A 16,880-nucleotide genomic window follows, 5' to 3' on the forward strand; every position below is an offset into this window, starting at 1 on the left:
ATCATTACACGTGCTCTGCGGCTAATATATTTCGAGATATCTGTCGATTTCCCATTTATGCACGGCGATACGAAAGCTGTCATATTCTTCGGTCTTTGCTGCAACAAATCGGGAATAGATGTGCTCGCCAAGGGCATCTTTGATGACTTCATCATTGCTTAATAGCGTTAAAGCCTCTTTGAGATCTCCGGGAAGCGAGTCAATCCCCATCTCTTTTCTTTGCCTGTCATCCATGGCAAAAATATTCAAATCAACAGCTTCGGGCGGGTTAAGTTTCCGTTTGATCCCATCCAGTCCGGCCTTAATCTGGACCGCTAAAGCCAGATAAGGATTGCAGGAAGGATCCGGGCTTCTTAATTCAATACGGGTTGAAGAACCCCTCTTGGCCGGAATACGTATCAGCGGACTCCGGTTGCGGCCCGACCAGGCAATATAACAGGGTGCTTCATAGCCCGGAACGAGCCTTTTATACGAATTGACCGTAGGATTGGTGATCGCTGTGAAAGCCTTGGCATGCTCCATAATGCCGGCAATATAATGATACGCTTCGCTCGAAAGGTTCATCGGTCCTTCCTGATCATAGAAAATGTTTTTGCCATTTTTGAATAAGGACTGGTTGACATGCATTCCGGAACCATTGATCCCAAAGATCGGTTTCGGCATAAATGTCGCATGCAGTCCGTGCCGCTGGGCAATCGTCCGGACGACAAATCTGAAGGTGACCATTTTATCAGCCATTTCCAAGGCATCGGCATATTTAAAGTCAATCTCATGCTGTCCGGGAGCAACTTCATGATGGGAGGCTTCAATTTCAAAATTCATCTGTTCCAGCGCCAGAACCATATCTCTTCTGGCGCTCTCCCCTAAATCAACCGGTGTCATGTCAAAATAACCGGCTTTATCATGGGTAATCAGGGTCGGTCTGCCCTCAGTGTCGACATGGAACAGGAAAAATTCCAGCTCCGGTCCTATGTAGCATTTGAAACCCATTTCTGAGGCTTCTGCCAGTACTTTTTTAAGTGTATTGCGGGGGCAACCGTTGAATGGCGTCCCGTCAGGATTATAGACATCACAGATGAGTCTCGCTACCCCGCCTTCAGCAGGCCTCCACGGGAAGACGACAAATGTGTCAGGGTCGGGTCTCAGGTACATGTCCGACTCCTCAATACGCACAAAGCCTTCAATGGAAGAACCGTCAAACATCATTTCTCCGTCCAGGGCTTTCTCAAGTTGTTCTACCGGAATAGAGACATTCTTTAATACTCCGAAAATATCGGTAAACTGAAGTCTCATGAATTTTACGCCCTTTTCATACGCCTCTCGCAAGACATCTTCTTTCGTATAATTCAATTCTCAGCGCTCCCTTCAATTGTTTAAAATTTTTACTTCTACAGTGCCATGTTAACCATAAATCTTATATTTAAAATTTTATGGTTGACATGGTTCTAAATACTTTTTCAATGCTGGGTGAATATATAACAACTGACGGCTTTCCGTAACCGCAGAAAATCTTTGAATATCCTTCCCGTCAAATTGCTGGGAAAAGAACAGTTTAATCGTCGTCCTTTCGTCGTTTGTCCGCAATTCCACCTTATCAGGATAAAATAAGTAATTATACAGTTCATCGCGCCAGCTAAGCTGTAAATTTCCTGTGGAGATTCTGATAATGCCAAATCTTTCCACACGGATGTCCTCTATTCCGGAGAAACCCTGGGTGATATTCTCAGCTTCCACCGCCATCTGACCGGACTTAAATTTCAGGGACAGGATATGCTCAAGAATAAACCTGGCCGGCAAGGAGATTTCCTCTATCATCATCGCATACGCTTTGATTTCATCTTCCCACTGGCGAATTTTTTCGGCATAAGCCGATTTGATCTCCGTTAAATTTTGGGTTTCTTTTTCTAAGAGACAATAAATCCGTTCGAAGCTTTCAAGCAGAACCTGATCATTATGATCCAAGTGAACATCTCCACCTTATTTTGGCTTATAATCTATTCTAACCTATTCCCAATTTTTTTCACAGTCCTTTTTCGGTATATCAGAAAGTATAATTACATTCTGAAAGTTCTAAGACGATTTTACCGATAAAGTCGGGAGGTCTTTTTCTGATATCGGATAGTCTGGGACAAATCCTGAATCAGCAGCTCAATTTCTTTTGTTTCATCCTGCAGCGACCTGGCGTACACCAGCGCGATCCAGCCGCAGCGCAGCGCTTCCATATTTTTACCTTTCTTCATCAAAAGATTGGCAAGCTTTAACATCGCTTCTCCTTTCGGCAGTTCCGGCTCGTCATAAAACCTTTTGCCGAGCAGTTTGTACAGATTCTCCTGAAACAAAGTATCCTCATAGCGGATAAGATATGTTAATTCCTCGCTGATTTCGCCGATCTTGGAGCTGTCACCAAAGAACTGGAAATACTTCAGAGCTTCCAGATACTGTTTTTTCGCCTCCGAGTAGTCCTGTTTCATAATCAACAGGATGGCCAGACTGTAATAACGCACAGCAAAGCCGAATTCGCTTCCTTGATGGTATTGAATGGACAACTCAAGGCTGCTGATTGCTTCATCCAGCAATTTCGAACATTGAAGAAGATTACTTAACATGAAATAACTTTCACTGACTTCAGGATCACGTCCGTTTTTCAAATACATCGCGACAACTCTCTGCTGCAAAAGCAGGGCTTCCGGCAGCCTGTCTTTTTCAAAGTACAAGAAGACGATATATTGCAGCGCATTAGCCAGAGAAACCTGTTCGCCTAACCTGGCATAGATCTTCGCGGCATGATAAAATCTTTTCTGCGCCGCAATTCTCTGCGCCTGACTGTAATATATTTCTCCCAAACAGAGGCTGATCTCTGCCTCCCCACTCAGATAACCATGTTTCCGGCAGAGATTCTCGGCATGCAGAAAAGTCTCTTCTGCAGCCTGCCACTCTTTAATTTTTATATAAACCTGGCCCAGATCGGAGTACAAGGCCGCTAAACGCAGGGATGATGCTTCTCTCGGATAGTCCCTGATAGCCTGCTTATATAAATAAATGGCTTTGGCATTTTTCCCCTGGCTGAAATAAACGCTGGCCAATCCGGCCCTGGCTTCAGCAATCCCCTTATTGTTATGCAGCTGTTTGCAGCAGGCCAGTGCCCTTCGGAATCCGGCTTCGGCATCATTCAATTTGTTATTTTTCATCTGGACCGCTGCGAGCAAGCGCTGGGAAAAAGCGATAATCACCGGTATTTCCAACGCTTCAGCCTCGATAAGGCTTATCTGCAGACTTTTTTCAGCTTCTTCAGTGTTTCCGTCACCCAAGCATTTGATTCCATTTTCCAGATACTTCCTCCATACTTCCAGTGTGGTCTCCATGGTATCCCTCCTGAATTTTCTTCAAAATATATGAATTTTCTTCACAATACCTGAATTTTCTTTACAATATATGAGTTGGGGCAACTTCATTTGGTCTATAATATGCTATACTGAATCTAAGGGAGCAAACCGGTGCTATGAATGTTTTTGCTCTTGAAAAAATGAAGTAAATCATCCTGCAGGAGGGATTGTAATGAGCACAAAAAGCCCATCTTCAAAAAATATTCTCTGGATCATCGCCAAAGTCCTGATTTTCATACTCTGCATTTATCTGGCCTACCTTGTTTTAAAACCGCTGCTCGGCATCATCCTGAGTATCGGCTTTTGGATTATCAAGGTTGCCGTGGCCATTTCCATTTCTTTATTGGTATTACACCTGCTCCTCAGAATCATTTTCAAGATCGATCTGCTGGAAATCATTTTTGGGGTCCGCTGGCCAAAATAATGCCGCCGCGATACACGGTGGATAATATCGGACATTTAATCTTTAAATGCTGAAAGGAGGCGTCTTTATCGACACCTCCTTTTTATATTTAACATGATTTACGGCTCCCCGGAATAAGCATGGTTCTAGGGGGGGGATAAACAATGAGCGTCTTTGTGGTGAACAGAAAAAGGCTGGCGGTGGGGACTGTCATCCTGATGATGATTGCGGTTTTGGCCGTAAACAAAGAACAGGTTGTATCCGTTGTTACCGGAAATTCTAAGCCGATTTACTCCGTCAAGACCGAAACAAAGCAGGTTGCGCTTACTTTTGATATCAGCTGGGGCGAAGAAAATGTGCAGCCGATTTTGGATATCCTAAAAAAAGAAAATATCAAAGCCACTTTCTTTCTTTCATCTCCGTGGGCCGAAACAAAACCGGAGCTAGTCAAGTGCATTGCCGCGGACGGCCACGAAATTGGCTCCCACGGGCGGCGTCATGTTGATTTAAACACTATGACAGCTGATATTCTCATGAAAGAGCTCGATACTTCCAAAGAAGTCCTGGAACGTTTAAGCGGCCAAAAAATCACTCTGCTGCGCGCTCCGAACGGGGCTTATGACAACCAGGTCATCTCGGTTGCAAACGAGAGAGGCTACAAAGTCATCCAATGGAGCGTTGATTCCCTGGATTGGAAAAGACCCGGAGCCGACGCCATCGTCAATTATGTGATGAACGGACGCTCCAAAAATAAAGGAGCCTCCCCCGGCGACATTATCCTCTTCCACGCTTCTGATTCCGCGCCGGATACGCCCAAAGCACTTCCCACTGTTCTGAAGATGCTCAAAGAGAAGAACTATGAAATTGTGACAGTCGGCAAGCTGCTCAGCAATGCCCAGGAGAGCTGGCCGCCTGGTTCGAGCCTGTAATGAGCACTTGTACCATGTTTTCAATTTACTCGCTAAATCTGTCGACATAACCCTCTTTATATTAATATTACAAGGCTATTATCTAGGGCTAGTCTGCGTGCCACAATACCGCTTTCGGCCGTTGTGTCCTCCCTGACACACCGCTCCTTGCCGTCCATTAGGGAGACTAACCCGAACAAAGCAAACGTTTCTTTGTTGATAACGGGATTTACAAATCGCTGTATTAATGCCCTTTCCAGCTCTGGAAGCCTTCGCCGACGACCTCTGAAACATCGCCAATGGCCACAAAAGCATCCGGGTCATATTTGTGGACAATTTCTTTGACCTGGGTCAGTTGTGCTCTATTTACGATACTGTAGACCACTCTTTTTTGAAAACGTGAATAAGCTCCTTCGGCCTGAAGATACGTTACGCCTCTGCCGACAATATTGATGATATCCTCAGCAATCTCGTCCGGCTTTTCTGTGACGACCATAACACTCTTGGAATAATCCAACCCGACCTGGACGAGATCGATCACTTTGGTAGCGATAAACATATAAATCATTGCATACATGGCCATTTCCGGGCTAAAGATCAGTGCAGCTCCGATAAAGACAACCGCATCGAGGATTAAGATGATCTGCCCGACACTAAATTGGATTCTTTTATTCAACACGATCGCCAGAATATCGGTACCGCCTAATGAGCCGCGACAGCGAAAGATGATGCCCATTCCGATACCGGATATAACGCCCCCGAAAATAGAGGCCAGCAGCGTATCTGTTGTTATCGGAGCCAAAGCATCTGTAAACTTCAGAGCAGCAGATAATGTCCCTACGCCCAGGATACTCCAATAGAACAGCTGTCTGCCGACTGACTTGTAGCCGAGAATGAATAACGGAATATTTAGAAGGGCCACCAGAATGCTTATATTCCATTGAAACAGATAATGCAGCAGAATCGCGATTCCTGTGACTCCGCCGTCAGCAATCTGGTTGGGCAGGATCAATGTATTAATGCTGACAGCTACAATCACTGCGCCTATAATGATTCCAAAAAATCTTTTGAGAAAATGCCATGGTATTTTTTTTAGGTTCATGTTCTACCTCAAATTAATCTGGTCATCCAAGCTTTCTCCGACAATTTGCTCTAAGCTCTCTTCAACAACTCTTCAACATTATTCTTGACAAAAAGAATTCTATTTAGTAAAGTAATGTAGCAGTTTTATTGCGCTCGTAGCTCAGGGGATAGAGTGACGGTTTCCGAGGCCGCAGGTCGTTGGTTCGAATCCAACCGGGCGCACCATTAGAAAAAATAGACATTGCAAGTGCTTGCAGTGTTTTTTTAGTATCCTATATTTTTCACGGCATTTTATTGTTTTAAGCATAAAAACAGATAAATCGTTAAACCTACTATATAAAAAGGAGGATTTAACGATGAATATTCTAGAAAAAGCGACCGCCAAGAGCAATTCTATTGTTCAAAATATAATTGATCACGAACCTGCTAATTATATTGAGGCGGGTTTGCAGTATCAGATTGTCTTGATGGGTCGTTTTCAAGCCTCAATTATTACCACCCTGTATAATCATGCCGAAGATCCGGAGCTCAGAGTACTGCTTAAAGATGCACGCGAGGCACTGGTAGAAAGAACTGTCGAAATGAGTGAAGATTTTTTACAATCCGAGGACGTCAAGCTGCCAACCATACAGTTTCCCGAACGGTCCCTGGAAAAATACCAGGATATACCAGACCATTTGCACTTCAGTGATATGGAAATTGCGTTGCTGCTGCTGGAAATGAACAGTTCCAGCCAAATGGCCTTATTGACAGCCATTAATCAAAGCTATCACCTGGAAATTGGGAATCGTCTCCGCAAGGAGCTGAACATGGGATTTGATTGGGCTTACCGGCTGGAGCAGCTGATGCTCCAAAGAAACTGGCTTCCCAAAATTGCAAAAATCGTTCATTAACAACAACGTAAAATTCATTTTTTAGTATTCCATATACATTTAATATGCCAGCCTCAAAGAGACTGGCATTCCTTATATTTTGTGTCCTTTTCAGAATTTAATAACACTTACTCCGGAAAATACAATCGGAAAGCCGCAACGATGTCTTGCTGAACCAGCTCCGGCTCCTTTTCCCCATTGATTTCAACAACCGGTTCCCCATTTTTTTGCCACTGTTTGTACAGCTTTTGGTAATTATCAGCAACGTGCCGCAGCATCTCGCTGTTTTCAAATATTTCAGTCTGGAATCTGCCTGCTGCTATTCTCTTGAGCGATGTTTCCGGGCTTACCTTTATGAAAAGTGTAAGGTCCGGTTTTACCGCATATTGATTGATTTCTCCAATCCAGGATTCATCATTTTTCATTCCCTGATACGCAAACGAAGACCATAGATATCTGTCACAGATCACATAGTTTCCCTGCTCCAGAGCAGGAATGACCAGATTGTTGTTGTGATCAAGCCGGTCGGCAGCAAACAGCAACGCCAGACAGTTGTCATTCACGCCGTTGATCCGGCCTGAAAGTACCTGGCGGATCGTTGTCCCGAGCGGACCCTGGCTTGGTTCCCTGGTTAGAACGGTTTTTACTCCGCGTACTGTTTCAAGATATACCTTCAGACGCTCAATCTGCGTTCCTTTGCCTGATCCATCGATGCCTTCGAGCACAATGAACTTTCCTTTCACCTGCACGATCTTCAACTCCTTCAGGATTCATTGTAATCTATTTCAGCGCAAATAAAAAGATGCCTCCTCTCTGAGACATCTTTATACACTGACTGTTCGTTCGTTCGTTCATTTATCCAACCTTACTCATCACCCGAAGCTTATCAGCGAGCAGTGCAATGAATTCAGAATTGGTAGGTTTTTGACGTTCTATGTTCATCGAATATCCGAAGATCCGCTTCAGCGTTTCCATATGTCCGCGTTCCCAGGCCAGCTCAATGGCATGTCTGATGCCTCTTTCCACCCTGCTGGGAGCCGTATTGTATTTCTTAGCAATTGCCGGGTACAGCTCTTTGGTTACAGCCCCGAGTAACGAAACATCTTCGATTACCATGAGTATTGCATCTCTGATGTATTGATATCCTTTGACATGAGCTGGAATACCAAGTTGGTGCATCATTGTCGTTACTTCTACGTTGATATTGACCCCTCTTCCGACCGACGTAACAGAGGAACAAGTCTGCAGCAGCGGTGGATTTGTGATTTCCAGATCCTGCGTCAGCGTCCTGATGCGTTTTCCCAGAATTTCCAGGTCAAATGGTTTCAGGATAAAATAATCAACCCCCATGACCATGGCCTGATGCGTCAGTGTTTCATGCCCGAAAGCCGTTAATAATATGACTTTGGGTTTCCTGACTGATGTTCTGGCATTGATTCTTTCCAGGACTTCCAAACCATCAAGATTCGGCATCACAAGATCCATAATGACGAGATCCGGGTCATGTTTTTGAATCAAATCCCAAGCTTCAAGTCCATTGTAGGCTACGCCAGCAAGCTCAAAGCTATCATCCTTTGAAATATAATCCTGAAGGATCTGACATAGATTTCGATTATCCTCGGCTACAATAATCTTTACCTTTTTTGACATCTCTACATTTCCCCGCTTTATCATATTTTTCCCGGTTCGTTTTTCCGGTAGTATCATTATAAATCAGCGGAGATGTCGAATTCTTAAAAAATAAGGAACACTTTCTAATTTTGGCATTTATTGCAAACGCCTGTCCCATCTGCAAAAAACGATATTTGAGAATTATTTTTTTTCGTTAAAATAAGCCAATTTATTTTTCGTCCTACATATTATCCCGAACTTCAAGAGAATTTCAGTGTAAATATTAAAGTTTTGTCTTGTTCTGACGAGTTACCGTATCTGCATGATGTTTCAGCTGATGATAATTGCTTCCGTCGGACAACCGTCGGCTGCTTCCTGCGCTGATTCTTCAAGAGTCTCCGGAACCTGTTCCTGACGCGTTACAGCCAATCCGTCATCATCCATTTCAAAAATGTCCGGGCAAATTGCAGGACATGCTCCACATCCGATACAGGCTTCTTTTTCTACATAGGCAATCATGATGTTCACCCCAAATTATTTTTGTCAATCGTCGATTGTATTGTTCCCAAGGTGACTAAAGATATGCAAATTTTCTATTCGGGACTCATCTCTACGATTTTCAGACCATTGTCTTGTTGTTCTACTATAATCTGGTATGTAAGTACTTTTCTTTGATCAATGGATGATCCCGTCGTAATTTCAACCAAATAACTATTTTGCGCAGAAGTGTTTTGAATCTCCACGTTTTGAACACTTAAAAATGGATTATCCTGAAACATCTGCTGCAGTATGCTATTCGTAGCTTCGGCCTGTCCTGATGCCAGAGCCGAAGCAAGATCAAATTGCCTGTAATCAAGCTTTTCCCAATAATCTTCAATCACTGCCTTCGGATTTGCATAACTTTGCCCATTGGCTATTGCTGAAACTGCAGTATTCGGATTCTGCCACCAGACAATGACGCCAATAAAAAAAATACTGCAGACAAGTATAAAAAAATGACGGTTCAATAACATAATTTCCCTCCTAGCCCTTTTACTATAATATAGGAGGGAAATTGGAAATTCATGACACCCGGCAATTATTTGTTGAAGATTTTTTTCAGAAGATTAAGTACGGACTGAGGCAGCTTGATATAGTACATTTTCATAGGATTTCTCCTCCTTCCAGCACTGCTGTCTTGAGAATAATTTATGCGGCAGCCTGATTTTATACAACGTGGTAATTTTTAACAGCATCTTCAAGCTGTTTGACTAGTTCGATTTCCTCCGCCGTTTTTGCCGTGAAATAAAGTTTTCCTACGATTGACGTCAGCATTTTCAAAACATCTTCAAAGGTCAGTTTATCTGTGAGCGCCAATTTTTCACTTGTTTCAATCATGGCAATTCCAAATTGATGTCCGACACCGTCTTTCATCATCTTCGTACAGGATTTTCCCAACAGTTTCATGACAAGTGCAGCTTCCTGCGTATCGAGCTGCCGTACGGCATCAATGGTGGTATAAAATCCCTGGACGATCCTGACGCCAACATTGGACCAATCTACCGGCTGAACCATTTCCATTCCTCCTCAAAAAATAACCTGTGCCTTACTATATGCACAGGTTAGATGAGGGGTGAAATCAGTTCCCGAATATTCTGCGTCTTTACGCTCTTGAATTGCCGATTACGGGTACCTGAACCGATGAAACCTTTTGGAGGACGCGCTCCGAACTTCCCTGATAGAAAGAAGTAATCGGCAGGGCCTGCAGAAAATATCGGCCATACCTTTTTTTGATAATCCGGTCATCCAGAACAATCACGACGCCTTTATCCTCTCTCGTTCGAATCAAACGTCCAAAACCCTGCTTGAAGCGGATAATTGCTTCAGGCAAATTTAACGCATAAAACGGATCAAGTCCCTGACTTTCCAACAGGCGGGCCTTCGCTTCCAGAATGGGCGTATCCGGCGGCCAAAACGGCAGTCTGACCATGATGACACAGCGCAGCATGTCCCCGGGAAGATCGATGCCTTCCCAAAAGCTGTTCGTTCCAAGCAGGACACTGCTGTTGTTCTGCATAAACTCCTGTAGAAGGTCTTCCCTGGTGCCGTCAATCCCCTGGGCCAGCACATTCAGGTACTGGCAGCATTCTTCATTACCCAACAAGTGGTATACCCGCTGCAAATACCGGTGGGAAGTAAATAATACCAGTGTACCTCCATTCATCTCTTCGGCAATTCTCCCAATAAATGAAGCAGTCTTTTCTGCGAGCCTATCCTCCGGTAGATTTACAGATAAATCATTGACGACACAGAAAACCATTTGTTTTTCATAATCAAACGGTGAATCCAGCTTCAGGCTGATATAGTCCTCTACTCCGATATCCCTGGTCAAATACGTAAAATCCTCACCGACACTTAAGGTGGCAGAAGTTAAAACCGTACAATTATTTTTACTGAATATTTTTTTATTTAATAACGGAGCAACATTGATCAGCGTGTTTTTTAAATAGACTGTGTTGCTTTTTTCGAGATAGGTTACACGTTCTTCCTCACTTTTACTAACGATCTTGCCAAATCCGTCAACGATTTGGGTAAGTTCACTTTTTATTCTGCTAATCTCATATCTGGTTTCTTCCAACTGCTCACTTTCAAGAGCCAGAAAGGTATTAATTCTATCCAGCACCTCCACAATGCCTTTAAACCTGATGATCAGATTTTCCGAGGCCAGCAGGATCATCTGCAGGATATCTTCGCCAACCTTTTCTGGGTCTAAGCGAAGACTGAACTGTCGGCCAAGCACGCTTTGCAGCATGCTGAAAAGTTCCTGGGCCTGATCCGCAGCCGCCCTGCAGCGATCCGGAATCTCTTCAAGATTGCTTTTAAAATAGGTCCAGTTAAAGGCAGGGAAGACCTCTGCCCAAACAGCATGATTTCTTTTCAGATAAGCGAATAGATTGCCTTTCCCACCATAGATACTGTCCGTCAGCCGCAGCATCTGTTCGAGGCAAATTTCAAATCCAAGTTGCTTGAGCGCAGTCTGGTAAATATTATGCGCTTCATCAATGATAAGATTGCTGTATTCCGGCAGAATCTTATAATTCGTTTTGATGTCGGCAAGGAGCAAGGAGTGATTAATCACAAGAACATCAGCAGCCTCGGCTCTCTTCCTGGCATTATAAAGGTAACAACGTGAAGTAAAGGAACACTCTCCGGGTTGACAGGCCGGATTATCCGCGCCAAATTTTCGATAAGTCGGAACGAAGCTTTGATTATTCGGCAGTTCTCCAAAATCCCCGGTTTTCGTTTCAGAAGCCCAGGAAAAGAATGCGGCCTGCCGGAGTTGTTCATCATGGGTTGTATAATCCGTAAACAGCGATTCCTGATAAAGGCATTTCAGACATAAATAATTGCTCTTACCCTTAAGCAATGCTGTTTCAAATGGGAAAGGCAGGATCTTCTGCAGCAGCGGAAGGTCTTTGCTGAAGAGCTGCTCCTGCAAAGTGATGGTGTGGGTCGCAACAATCACCTTCTGCTGATGCCTTTTGGACCACCAGAGTGCCGGAATCAGATAGGCAAGCGTTTTCCCTGTTCCTGTACCGGCTTCAATCACAACATCTGTCGCTTCGGTAAACCCTTTCAGAATCTCAGCGGCCATGACGGTTTGAATCTCTCTGTTTTCAAACCCTGGAATATTGCTGGCGAGTAAGCCGTCCTGGCCGAAACACTGCACAGCCCAAGCCGGCGAATCAGGAATCTCAGCCAAATCATCCATACCGGGGCTAAAAAGATTTTGTGCCGTCTCTCCCCGGTAAGGTGCAATACGGATGGGCCTGTCCGGATACGTTCGCACGATTTCTTTTTTCAATTCGGTTAGTACAGGCTGACAGGAAAGACCTTTTGTATATTCTTCCAACTTACTCAAGAAACCCAAATCAGCCTTCATCCCCTTTTCCCAGCACTGCAGAAGCAGGTCATAGGTCAGCCGGACCCTTTTCTGGGCCGTTGATATAAACCTGTGATGTTTCTTTATCTTAAGTTTATCGGTTATTTCCTCTAAGCTTTGCTGGCTGACTGCTGGGAAAAAAACTGCGGCAAGTTCCTGAACCTCAATCACGTTCTGGTTCAGATTAATTTCAAAATATTTTTTCAAATCCGGCAGGATTTTCTTATGCTCATAAACAAATATAAGGGCATCATGGGTAAAATCTTCAAGGCTTTTTTTATGCTGCTCCATTCTGCTTGGGGCTTCACCTTCGCCCTGAAACGAAAATATCAGATATTTTGGGAATACCCCTTTTCCCAAGCGCAGAGCTGCCAGGTACCCGCGTTCTGAGGGAGTACCCGGATGTATTAGAGATAGGACTACACAAGCCTGATTCAATCAGCCAAGCTCCCTTCAAAAAAAATATACGCACTTAACAATAAATCATAACATTCCTAATAAACTAAATACAGAGAAGATCATAAAGAAAACTTGACTGGTGCCAAATCGATCAAATCATACGAATTTCAGGAGGAAAAGGATGAAGCCAATCTATTTGCGAACGGATTTCCCCGACGGCCGCTCTCACATCCTAATCAGGGATCTCACCTCAGCGAATACGGAACTGCATCACTTTATTTTATTTTTGACCAATAAGGGGAAGCTCTGGATCGATGTTTTTTGGCCGTATGACGAGGAATCCGAAAAGTATACGGTCAGTATCTCCGAAGAAAAATTCTGGCATACTTTCCGGGAATGGCGTCTGCATGGACTTGTGCTGGGCAGCAATGAACGCGTGGCTGAAATATTTGCCCAGAGGCATTTGAATAAAAGGACTAAACCAAAATCAGTTTAAGGCGTATCCTTCTTCGTCCCCTTCATTTTATCCAAGCGATAAATAAAAGCCAGTACTTCAGCAACCGCCTGATAGAGCTCAGGCGGTATTTCTTTGGACATCTCTACCTGCATCAAGGCTTCTACAAGGGTGTCGTCATTTTGGACCGGAATGCCCTGCTCTTCGGCCAATTCGATTATTTTTTGGGCCATATGCCCTTCCCCTTTGGCGACAATCCTTGGAGCACCAACATGATCATAGGCCAGGGCAGCAGCTTTTTTCATATTTTGTTTTTTACTATTTGGACTTTCCCTTTTCATCCTTTGATATCCACCCCTGAAAAGTTTTTTCCGGCCAGGAAATGCGCAAACTGGGGGAATTCATCGTAGGTCTTCAGCGATAGTTTTTCTAAAGATAAGCCAATATCCGCGAAGTTCTGCTTGATTTGATCATAGAGATCTTCAATGAGCGGATTCAACTCCTCGGGATGATCGTTTAAGAGGCAGATATGCAGTTTGTTGTCGTAAAGCGTAAGGTCGGCTCCGAGCTGGTCAAGGTGTTCCGTCTCGACCTGCAGCGCCAGATGGCAGTGTTCAATATCCACTTTATGGCCTTTGCGGGAACTCTCCACTGCAAGCGAACAATCATAGATTTCACTGTTATTCTGCAGCGGGATATGCATAAGCAAATATGCGGCATTTTCTTTATTCCCGGTCTGGATCCAGATCTGCTGTCCGGTAATCTCATCCAGAAAACCCTTCAGCGCGCTTTTTTCCGGAGAGGCAGAATCTTCAGCCAGCGCGTTTAAGAGCATTGTTTTTACATTTTCCGTTTGTTCTGCTTCCTGACCGGCATTATTCTTTAATTTGAGCAGCAGCTGATTCTCGTGCTCAAGACCGAGGCTTTTGAAATAATGCAGGATGTTTTCAAACTGCTCGCCGCTGGTATCCTCCCACTTCGGGATGATCTTCCAGAGCAGGTCTGCAAGCGTATTGAGCGGAGATTTCTGGTCTACCGGACTTTGACTCGCTGAACTTTGATTTGTTAAGTTCTGATTTGCAGCATTCTGATCCGCTAGCATCGTTTTAAGAACACCGCTATTTTGCTGATTCAGATATTTTGCCAGGATGACGGAGATCTCAGGAGTCAGGTTGATTCCCCTGTTTAGGATCGTTGTGATCTGCTCCGAGGTCAACCGAAGAGCTTGTCCGGCTGCCTGGCTGGATACCCGCCCTGCGCCGGCATTTGTCTCCTGCGGCGCTGTCCCAAAAGCCGTCTTGCTCAATAAATTACCCTGGTTCTTTCCTTCCCGCAAAATCGTCCACAGCTTACCAGCGACCTGGTATAGTATTTCAGGCGGAGCACTCTTGCTGCCTGCTGCCGTGTTCTGATTGACCATGCTATTGACCAGAAAGTCCGCTTCCTCGGCTGAAAGGCCAAATCCTTTGGTTATCATTGAAGACAGCTGTTCCGCAGACAAGCTGCTCAACTGGCCGGTGCTCTGGCTAACCCGGCTCAAAACAACGCCTTCCGTATTGACCTCTTTGACAACCGCCAGAAATCTTTCACCTTCCAGAAACTGCGGTTCCAGCTGGGCTTTAATTTTTTGCCCGGCAATGGAGATCATCCCCTCCTGATTCCCATTTCTGCTGATAATTTCCACCGGAAGAAGCTGTCCGGTTTTCAATTGTGTAAAATCTATCAAAGGAGAAATCTTGCCAATACTCTGGATATTGTTTATGATCATTAGAGACTCCCTCGCAGAAAAATCTGCCGTAATAATGATAACAAAAATTATTTATAATAGAATTAAAGGAATGATTGCGTTGAGTATTTTTGAAACGATTATGCTGTTATGTTTTGGTTCGGCCTGGCCTTTTTCGATCTACTCGTCCTACAAAGCCGGAACTGCGAAAGGAAAAAGCCTGTTTTTTCTGGTTGTATTGCTTATCGGCTATTTATCCGGCATCCTGCACAAGATGATTTATTCGTTTGATTATGTCATTATACTATATATCCTGAATTTTTGCCTGATTGCAGTTGATACAGGGCTTTATTTCCGGAATAAACGGTTGGATACTTTAAGAAATATTGAATAATCCGTCCGGGGGAAGTCTGCATGCCACAATACCCGCGTGCCATGGATGGCACAATCCTTAAAAAGTCCGTGCTTCGCTCGCAGCGGAACTGTGGCACGCAGACTGATCTCATGCTTAAAGCACGTTTGTTATGTAATATTCCGTTCATTTATGTAGTAGAATATTGAATGTCTTAATTGTAGGTTACCAACGTCTTATTTGGATAATAAGACAAAAATAAATATCAATAGGAGATATTGTGATGAATAATGAATTTAAGTTAGTGGAACCTGAGCAGTTAACGGATAACTCCTTTAAACTGGTCGGAAAGGACTGGATGCTGATTACAGCGGGAAATATGGAAAAATATAATACGATGACGGCCAGTTGGGGTGGATTCGGAGTCTTGTGGAATAAAAAGGTATGCTTCTGTTTTGTCCGGCCTTCGCGTTATACCTATCAGTTTATGGAAGAAAATGATACTTTCACGCTTTCGTTTTTTGAAGAAGACTATCGAAAGGCTTTATCTTTCTGCGGATCGAATTCCGGCAGAGATGTGGATAAAACTGCCGCTACCGGGATTACACCCGCTGAAAGTATGTCCGGATCCGTGTATTTTGAAGAAGCTAGACTGGTTATGGAATGTAAAAAGCTCTATTATCAGGATTTAGACCCAAGTCATTTCCTTGATTCTGCGATAGAAAGCAATTATAAGCAGAATGATTATCACCGTGTTTATGTTGGTGAAATCATTCAGTGCTATACTAAAAATTGAGTTTAACTCCATGAGACGCTTTAATAATGATGAAGTGCACCTCCAAATGCTAGATTTTTTTGTCCAACATTTGGGGTGCACTTCAATTGAGACGTCTTACATCATACAATCTTAAGATTAATTTGCTTACATTTTCGCTTCAATAGCTTTCACAAGATCCGATTTTCCTCTGAAACCGACGATTTTATCAACGATTTCACCGTTTTTAATCAGCAGCAGTGTCGGGATACTCATTACGCCGTATTTCTGGGAGATTTCCCCCTGCTCATCGACGTTTAATTTGCCGACGGTTACTTTACCTGCATATTCATCTGCCAGTTCTTCCACTACAGGAGCTATCATTCTGCAAGGTCCGCACCAGGCAGCCCAAAAATCGACCAATACCAGCTGGCTTGAACTGAGTACGTCACTTTGCCAATTCTCAGCAGTAAATGTTTTGACATTAACACCTGCCATCTTAAATCCCTCCGTTTCTTAACGTCACCATAGAAAAAGACTTTTGTTTGTCCGCAAGATTAATGGACAAACCGGTTCAACAGAACAATCAGATCATCCAGGGCTTTATCATTTTCCGTTACGAGCGCATCTTTCAAACAGGTTCTGGAGTGCTCTTCAAAAATCATAATGCCAACTTTATTGATTGCTGCCTTGACTGCCGCAACCTGAACCAGAATATCAGAACAGCATTTTTCTTCATCAAGCATACGCTGCAACCCTTTGACCTGTCCCTCAATCCGTTTCAATCGGATCATGATATCGTTTCCCGGCCCACTTTTTTTCTTTGGTTCCATCTTACCCCTCGCCTATATACCCCATAGGGGTATGTTCTAAGATTATTATATGGCCAGTCTGGTTATTCTGTCAAGAGGATTTGCCGGATATGAAATATATTATGCCTGTTTTTTATGAATAATAAACCGGCAAAGCCCTTATCGAAAGTTCTATTAATGAGATAAGATGAATTAAATTAA

General features: G+C 43.7%; 20 protein-coding genes and 1 tRNA gene. 7 read left to right on the forward strand and 14 right to left on the reverse strand.

From position 1 onward, the window contains the following. Window positions 1-21 precede the first annotated feature (21 nt). The 3 genes from glnA to DHBDCA_RS04020 all read right to left on the reverse strand — a co-directional run bounded on the left by glnA (window position 22) and on the right by DHBDCA_RS04020 (window position 3,362). Window positions 22-1,350, reverse strand: a complete 1,329-nt coding sequence (gene glnA, locus DHBDCA_RS04010) for a type I glutamate--ammonia ligase (RefSeq protein WP_015042884.1) — start codon at window positions 1,348-1,350, stop codon at window positions 22-24. A 78-nt stretch (window positions 1,351-1,428) separates the two neighbouring features. Continuing rightward, window positions 1,429-1,962, reverse strand: coding sequence for a hypothetical protein (locus DHBDCA_RS04015; protein ID WP_015042885.1), 534 nt, complete (start codon window positions 1,960-1,962; stop codon window positions 1,429-1,431). Window positions 1,963-2,081: 119 nt separating this feature from the next. Beyond that, entirely contained in the window at window positions 2,082-3,362 is a 1,281-nt protein-coding gene (locus DHBDCA_RS04020; protein WP_015042886.1) for a tetratricopeptide repeat protein, read from the reverse strand. Window positions 3,363-3,555: 193 nt separating this feature from the next. Here DHBDCA_RS04020 and DHBDCA_RS04025 point away from each other — a divergent pair, with 193 nt between their 5' ends. Together DHBDCA_RS04025 and pdaB are read left to right on the forward strand one after the other, a co-directional pair. Then, window positions 3,556-3,807 carry a hypothetical protein gene (locus DHBDCA_RS04025; RefSeq protein WP_015042887.1) on the forward strand — a complete coding sequence of 84 codons (252 nt, stop codon included), beginning with the start codon at window positions 3,556-3,558 and terminating at the stop codon, window positions 3,805-3,807. Window positions 3,808-3,950: 143 nt separating this feature from the next. Further along, window positions 3,951-4,715 (forward strand): polysaccharide deacetylase family sporulation protein PdaB, encoded by a 765-nt coding sequence (pdaB, locus tag DHBDCA_RS04030; RefSeq protein WP_015042888.1) that lies wholly within the window; start codon window positions 3,951-3,953, stop codon window positions 4,713-4,715. A 223-nt stretch (window positions 4,716-4,938) separates the two neighbouring features. Here the strand turns inward: pdaB and DHBDCA_RS04035 are convergent, their stop codons facing one another. After that, on the reverse strand, window positions 4,939-5,796 hold the full coding sequence (locus DHBDCA_RS04035; protein WP_015042889.1) for a YitT family protein: 858 nt from the start codon (window positions 5,794-5,796) through the stop codon (window positions 4,939-4,941). A 130-nt stretch (window positions 5,797-5,926) separates the two neighbouring features. Here DHBDCA_RS04035 and DHBDCA_RS04040 point away from each other — a divergent pair. Both DHBDCA_RS04040 and DHBDCA_RS04045 read left to right on the forward strand, forming a co-directional pair. After that, window positions 5,927-6,002, forward strand: a tRNA-Arg gene (locus DHBDCA_RS04040). A gap of 131 nt (window positions 6,003-6,133) precedes the next feature. Next, window positions 6,134-6,670, forward strand: coding sequence for a spore coat protein (locus tag DHBDCA_RS04045; RefSeq protein ID WP_015042890.1), 537 nt, complete (start codon window positions 6,134-6,136; stop codon window positions 6,668-6,670). 107 nt (window positions 6,671-6,777) lie between these two features. On the opposite strand, the gene tmk is transcribed toward DHBDCA_RS04045, so the two are convergent. From tmk to DHBDCA_RS04075, 6 genes are all read right to left on the reverse strand, one after another. Next, window positions 6,778-7,398 carry a dTMP kinase gene (gene tmk, locus DHBDCA_RS04050; RefSeq protein ID WP_015042891.1) on the reverse strand — a complete coding sequence of 207 codons (621 nt, stop codon included), beginning with the start codon at window positions 7,396-7,398 and terminating at the stop codon, window positions 6,778-6,780. A 106-nt stretch (window positions 7,399-7,504) separates the two neighbouring features. Further along, entirely contained in the window at window positions 7,505-8,299 is a 795-nt protein-coding gene (spo0A, locus tag DHBDCA_RS04055; protein ID WP_025205791.1) for a sporulation transcription factor Spo0A, read from the reverse strand. 291 nt (window positions 8,300-8,590) lie between these two features. Next, entirely contained in the window at window positions 8,591-8,779 is a 189-nt protein-coding gene (locus DHBDCA_RS04060) for a ferredoxin (RefSeq protein ID WP_015042893.1), read from the reverse strand. A 74-nt stretch (window positions 8,780-8,853) separates the two neighbouring features. Continuing rightward, window positions 8,854-9,273, reverse strand: a complete 420-nt coding sequence (locus tag DHBDCA_RS04065) for a hypothetical protein (RefSeq protein ID WP_015042894.1) — start codon at window positions 9,271-9,273, stop codon at window positions 8,854-8,856. Window positions 9,274-9,466: 193 nt separating this feature from the next. Then, window positions 9,467-9,820, reverse strand: a complete 354-nt coding sequence (locus DHBDCA_RS04070; protein WP_034378847.1) for a hypothetical protein — start codon at window positions 9,818-9,820, stop codon at window positions 9,467-9,469. Between the two features lie 82 nt (window positions 9,821-9,902). Then, window positions 9,903-12,620 (reverse strand): ATP-dependent DNA helicase, encoded by a 2,718-nt coding sequence (locus tag DHBDCA_RS04075; protein ID WP_242824963.1) that lies wholly within the window; start codon window positions 12,618-12,620, stop codon window positions 9,903-9,905. A gap of 142 nt (window positions 12,621-12,762) precedes the next feature. Between DHBDCA_RS04075 and DHBDCA_RS04080 the strand changes: the two genes are divergently transcribed. Then, window positions 12,763-13,077, forward strand: coding sequence for a hypothetical protein (locus tag DHBDCA_RS04080; protein WP_015042898.1), 315 nt, complete (start codon window positions 12,763-12,765; stop codon window positions 13,075-13,077). On the opposite strand, the gene DHBDCA_RS04085 is transcribed toward DHBDCA_RS04080, so the two are convergent. Together DHBDCA_RS04085 and DHBDCA_RS04090 are read right to left on the reverse strand one after the other, a co-directional pair. Further along, a complete protein-coding gene (locus tag DHBDCA_RS04085) occupies window positions 13,074-13,376 on the reverse strand; it encodes an EscU/YscU/HrcU family type III secretion system export apparatus switch protein (RefSeq protein WP_015042899.1) in 303 nt (100 codons plus the stop codon). The two genes, DHBDCA_RS04080 and DHBDCA_RS04085, sit on opposite strands and share 4 nt — an antisense overlap. Next, window positions 13,373-14,803 carry a hypothetical protein gene (locus tag DHBDCA_RS04090; protein WP_015042900.1) on the reverse strand — a complete coding sequence of 477 codons (1,431 nt, stop codon included), beginning with the start codon at window positions 14,801-14,803 and terminating at the stop codon, window positions 13,373-13,375. Before DHBDCA_RS04090 ends, DHBDCA_RS04085 begins: the two co-directional genes overlap by 4 nt. A 34-nt stretch (window positions 14,804-14,837) precedes the next feature. On the opposite strand from DHBDCA_RS04090, the gene DHBDCA_RS04095 reads away from it, so the two are divergent. Next, window positions 14,838-15,155: a hypothetical protein gene (locus DHBDCA_RS04095; RefSeq protein ID WP_015042901.1), complete on the forward strand. Its 318-nt coding sequence runs from the start codon at window positions 14,838-14,840 to the stop codon at window positions 15,153-15,155. 241 nt (window positions 15,156-15,396) lie between these two features. Then, window positions 15,397-15,909, forward strand: coding sequence for a flavin reductase family protein (locus DHBDCA_RS04100; protein ID WP_015042902.1), 513 nt, complete (start codon window positions 15,397-15,399; stop codon window positions 15,907-15,909). A 126-nt stretch (window positions 15,910-16,035) separates the two neighbouring features. Here the strand turns inward: DHBDCA_RS04100 and trxA are convergent, their stop codons facing one another. Both trxA and DHBDCA_RS04110 read right to left on the reverse strand, forming a co-directional pair. Continuing rightward, a complete protein-coding gene (trxA, locus tag DHBDCA_RS04105; protein ID WP_015042903.1) occupies window positions 16,036-16,365 on the reverse strand; it encodes a thioredoxin in 330 nt (109 codons plus the stop codon). Window positions 16,366-16,424: 59 nt separating this feature from the next. Further along, entirely contained in the window at window positions 16,425-16,700 is a 276-nt protein-coding gene (locus tag DHBDCA_RS04110) for a metal-sensitive transcriptional regulator (RefSeq protein ID WP_015042904.1), read from the reverse strand. Between the last annotated feature and the right edge of the window lie 180 nt (window positions 16,701-16,880).

The sequence above is a fragment of the Dehalobacter sp. DCA genome (assembly GCF_000305775.1).
Lineage (GTDB): Bacteria > Bacillota > Desulfitobacteriia > Desulfitobacteriales > Syntrophobotulaceae > Dehalobacter > Dehalobacter alkaniphilus.

Coding starts and splice junctions, on each gene's coding strand:
- trxA (WP_015042903.1), bottom strand. CDS start 16,365: ATGGCAGGTGTTAATGTCAAAACATTTACTGCTGAGAATTGGCAAAGT.
- DHBDCA_RS04065 (WP_015042894.1), bottom strand. CDS start 9,273: ATGTTATTGAACCGTCATTTTTTTATACTTGTCTGCAGTATTTTTTTT.
- DHBDCA_RS04080 (WP_015042898.1), top strand. CDS start 12,763: ATGAAGCCAATCTATTTGCGAACGGATTTCCCCGACGGCCGCTCTCAC.
- DHBDCA_RS04110 (WP_015042904.1), bottom strand. CDS start 16,700: ATGGAACCAAAGAAAAAAAGTGGGCCGGGAAACGATATCATGATCCGA.
- DHBDCA_RS04095 (WP_015042901.1), top strand. CDS start 14,838: ATGATAACAAAAATTATTTATAATAGAATTAAAGGAATGATTGCGTTG.
- spo0A (WP_025205791.1), bottom strand. CDS start 8,299: ATGTCAAAAAAGGTAAAGATTATTGTAGCCGAGGATAATCGAAATCTA.
- DHBDCA_RS04035 (WP_015042889.1), bottom strand. CDS start 5,796: ATGAACCTAAAAAAAATACCATGGCATTTTCTCAAAAGATTTTTTGGA.
- DHBDCA_RS04060 (WP_015042893.1), bottom strand. CDS start 8,779: ATGATTGCCTATGTAGAAAAAGAAGCCTGTATCGGATGTGGAGCATGT.
- DHBDCA_RS04020 (WP_015042886.1), bottom strand. CDS start 3,362: ATGGAGACCACACTGGAAGTATGGAGGAAGTATCTGGAAAATGGAATC.
- DHBDCA_RS04045 (WP_015042890.1), top strand. CDS start 6,134: ATGAATATTCTAGAAAAAGCGACCGCCAAGAGCAATTCTATTGTTCAA.
- DHBDCA_RS04025 (WP_015042887.1), top strand. CDS start 3,556: ATGAGCACAAAAAGCCCATCTTCAAAAAATATTCTCTGGATCATCGCC.
- DHBDCA_RS04085 (WP_015042899.1), bottom strand. CDS start 13,376: ATGAAAAGGGAAAGTCCAAATAGTAAAAAACAAAATATGAAAAAAGCT.
- DHBDCA_RS04070 (WP_034378847.1), bottom strand. CDS start 9,820: ATGGAAATGGTTCAGCCGGTAGATTGGTCCAATGTTGGCGTCAGGATC.
- pdaB (WP_015042888.1), top strand. CDS start 3,951: ATGAGCGTCTTTGTGGTGAACAGAAAAAGGCTGGCGGTGGGGACTGTC.
- DHBDCA_RS04100 (WP_015042902.1), top strand. CDS start 15,397: ATGAATAATGAATTTAAGTTAGTGGAACCTGAGCAGTTAACGGATAAC.
- DHBDCA_RS04090 (WP_015042900.1), bottom strand. CDS start 14,803: ATGATCATAAACAATATCCAGAGTATTGGCAAGATTTCTCCTTTGATA.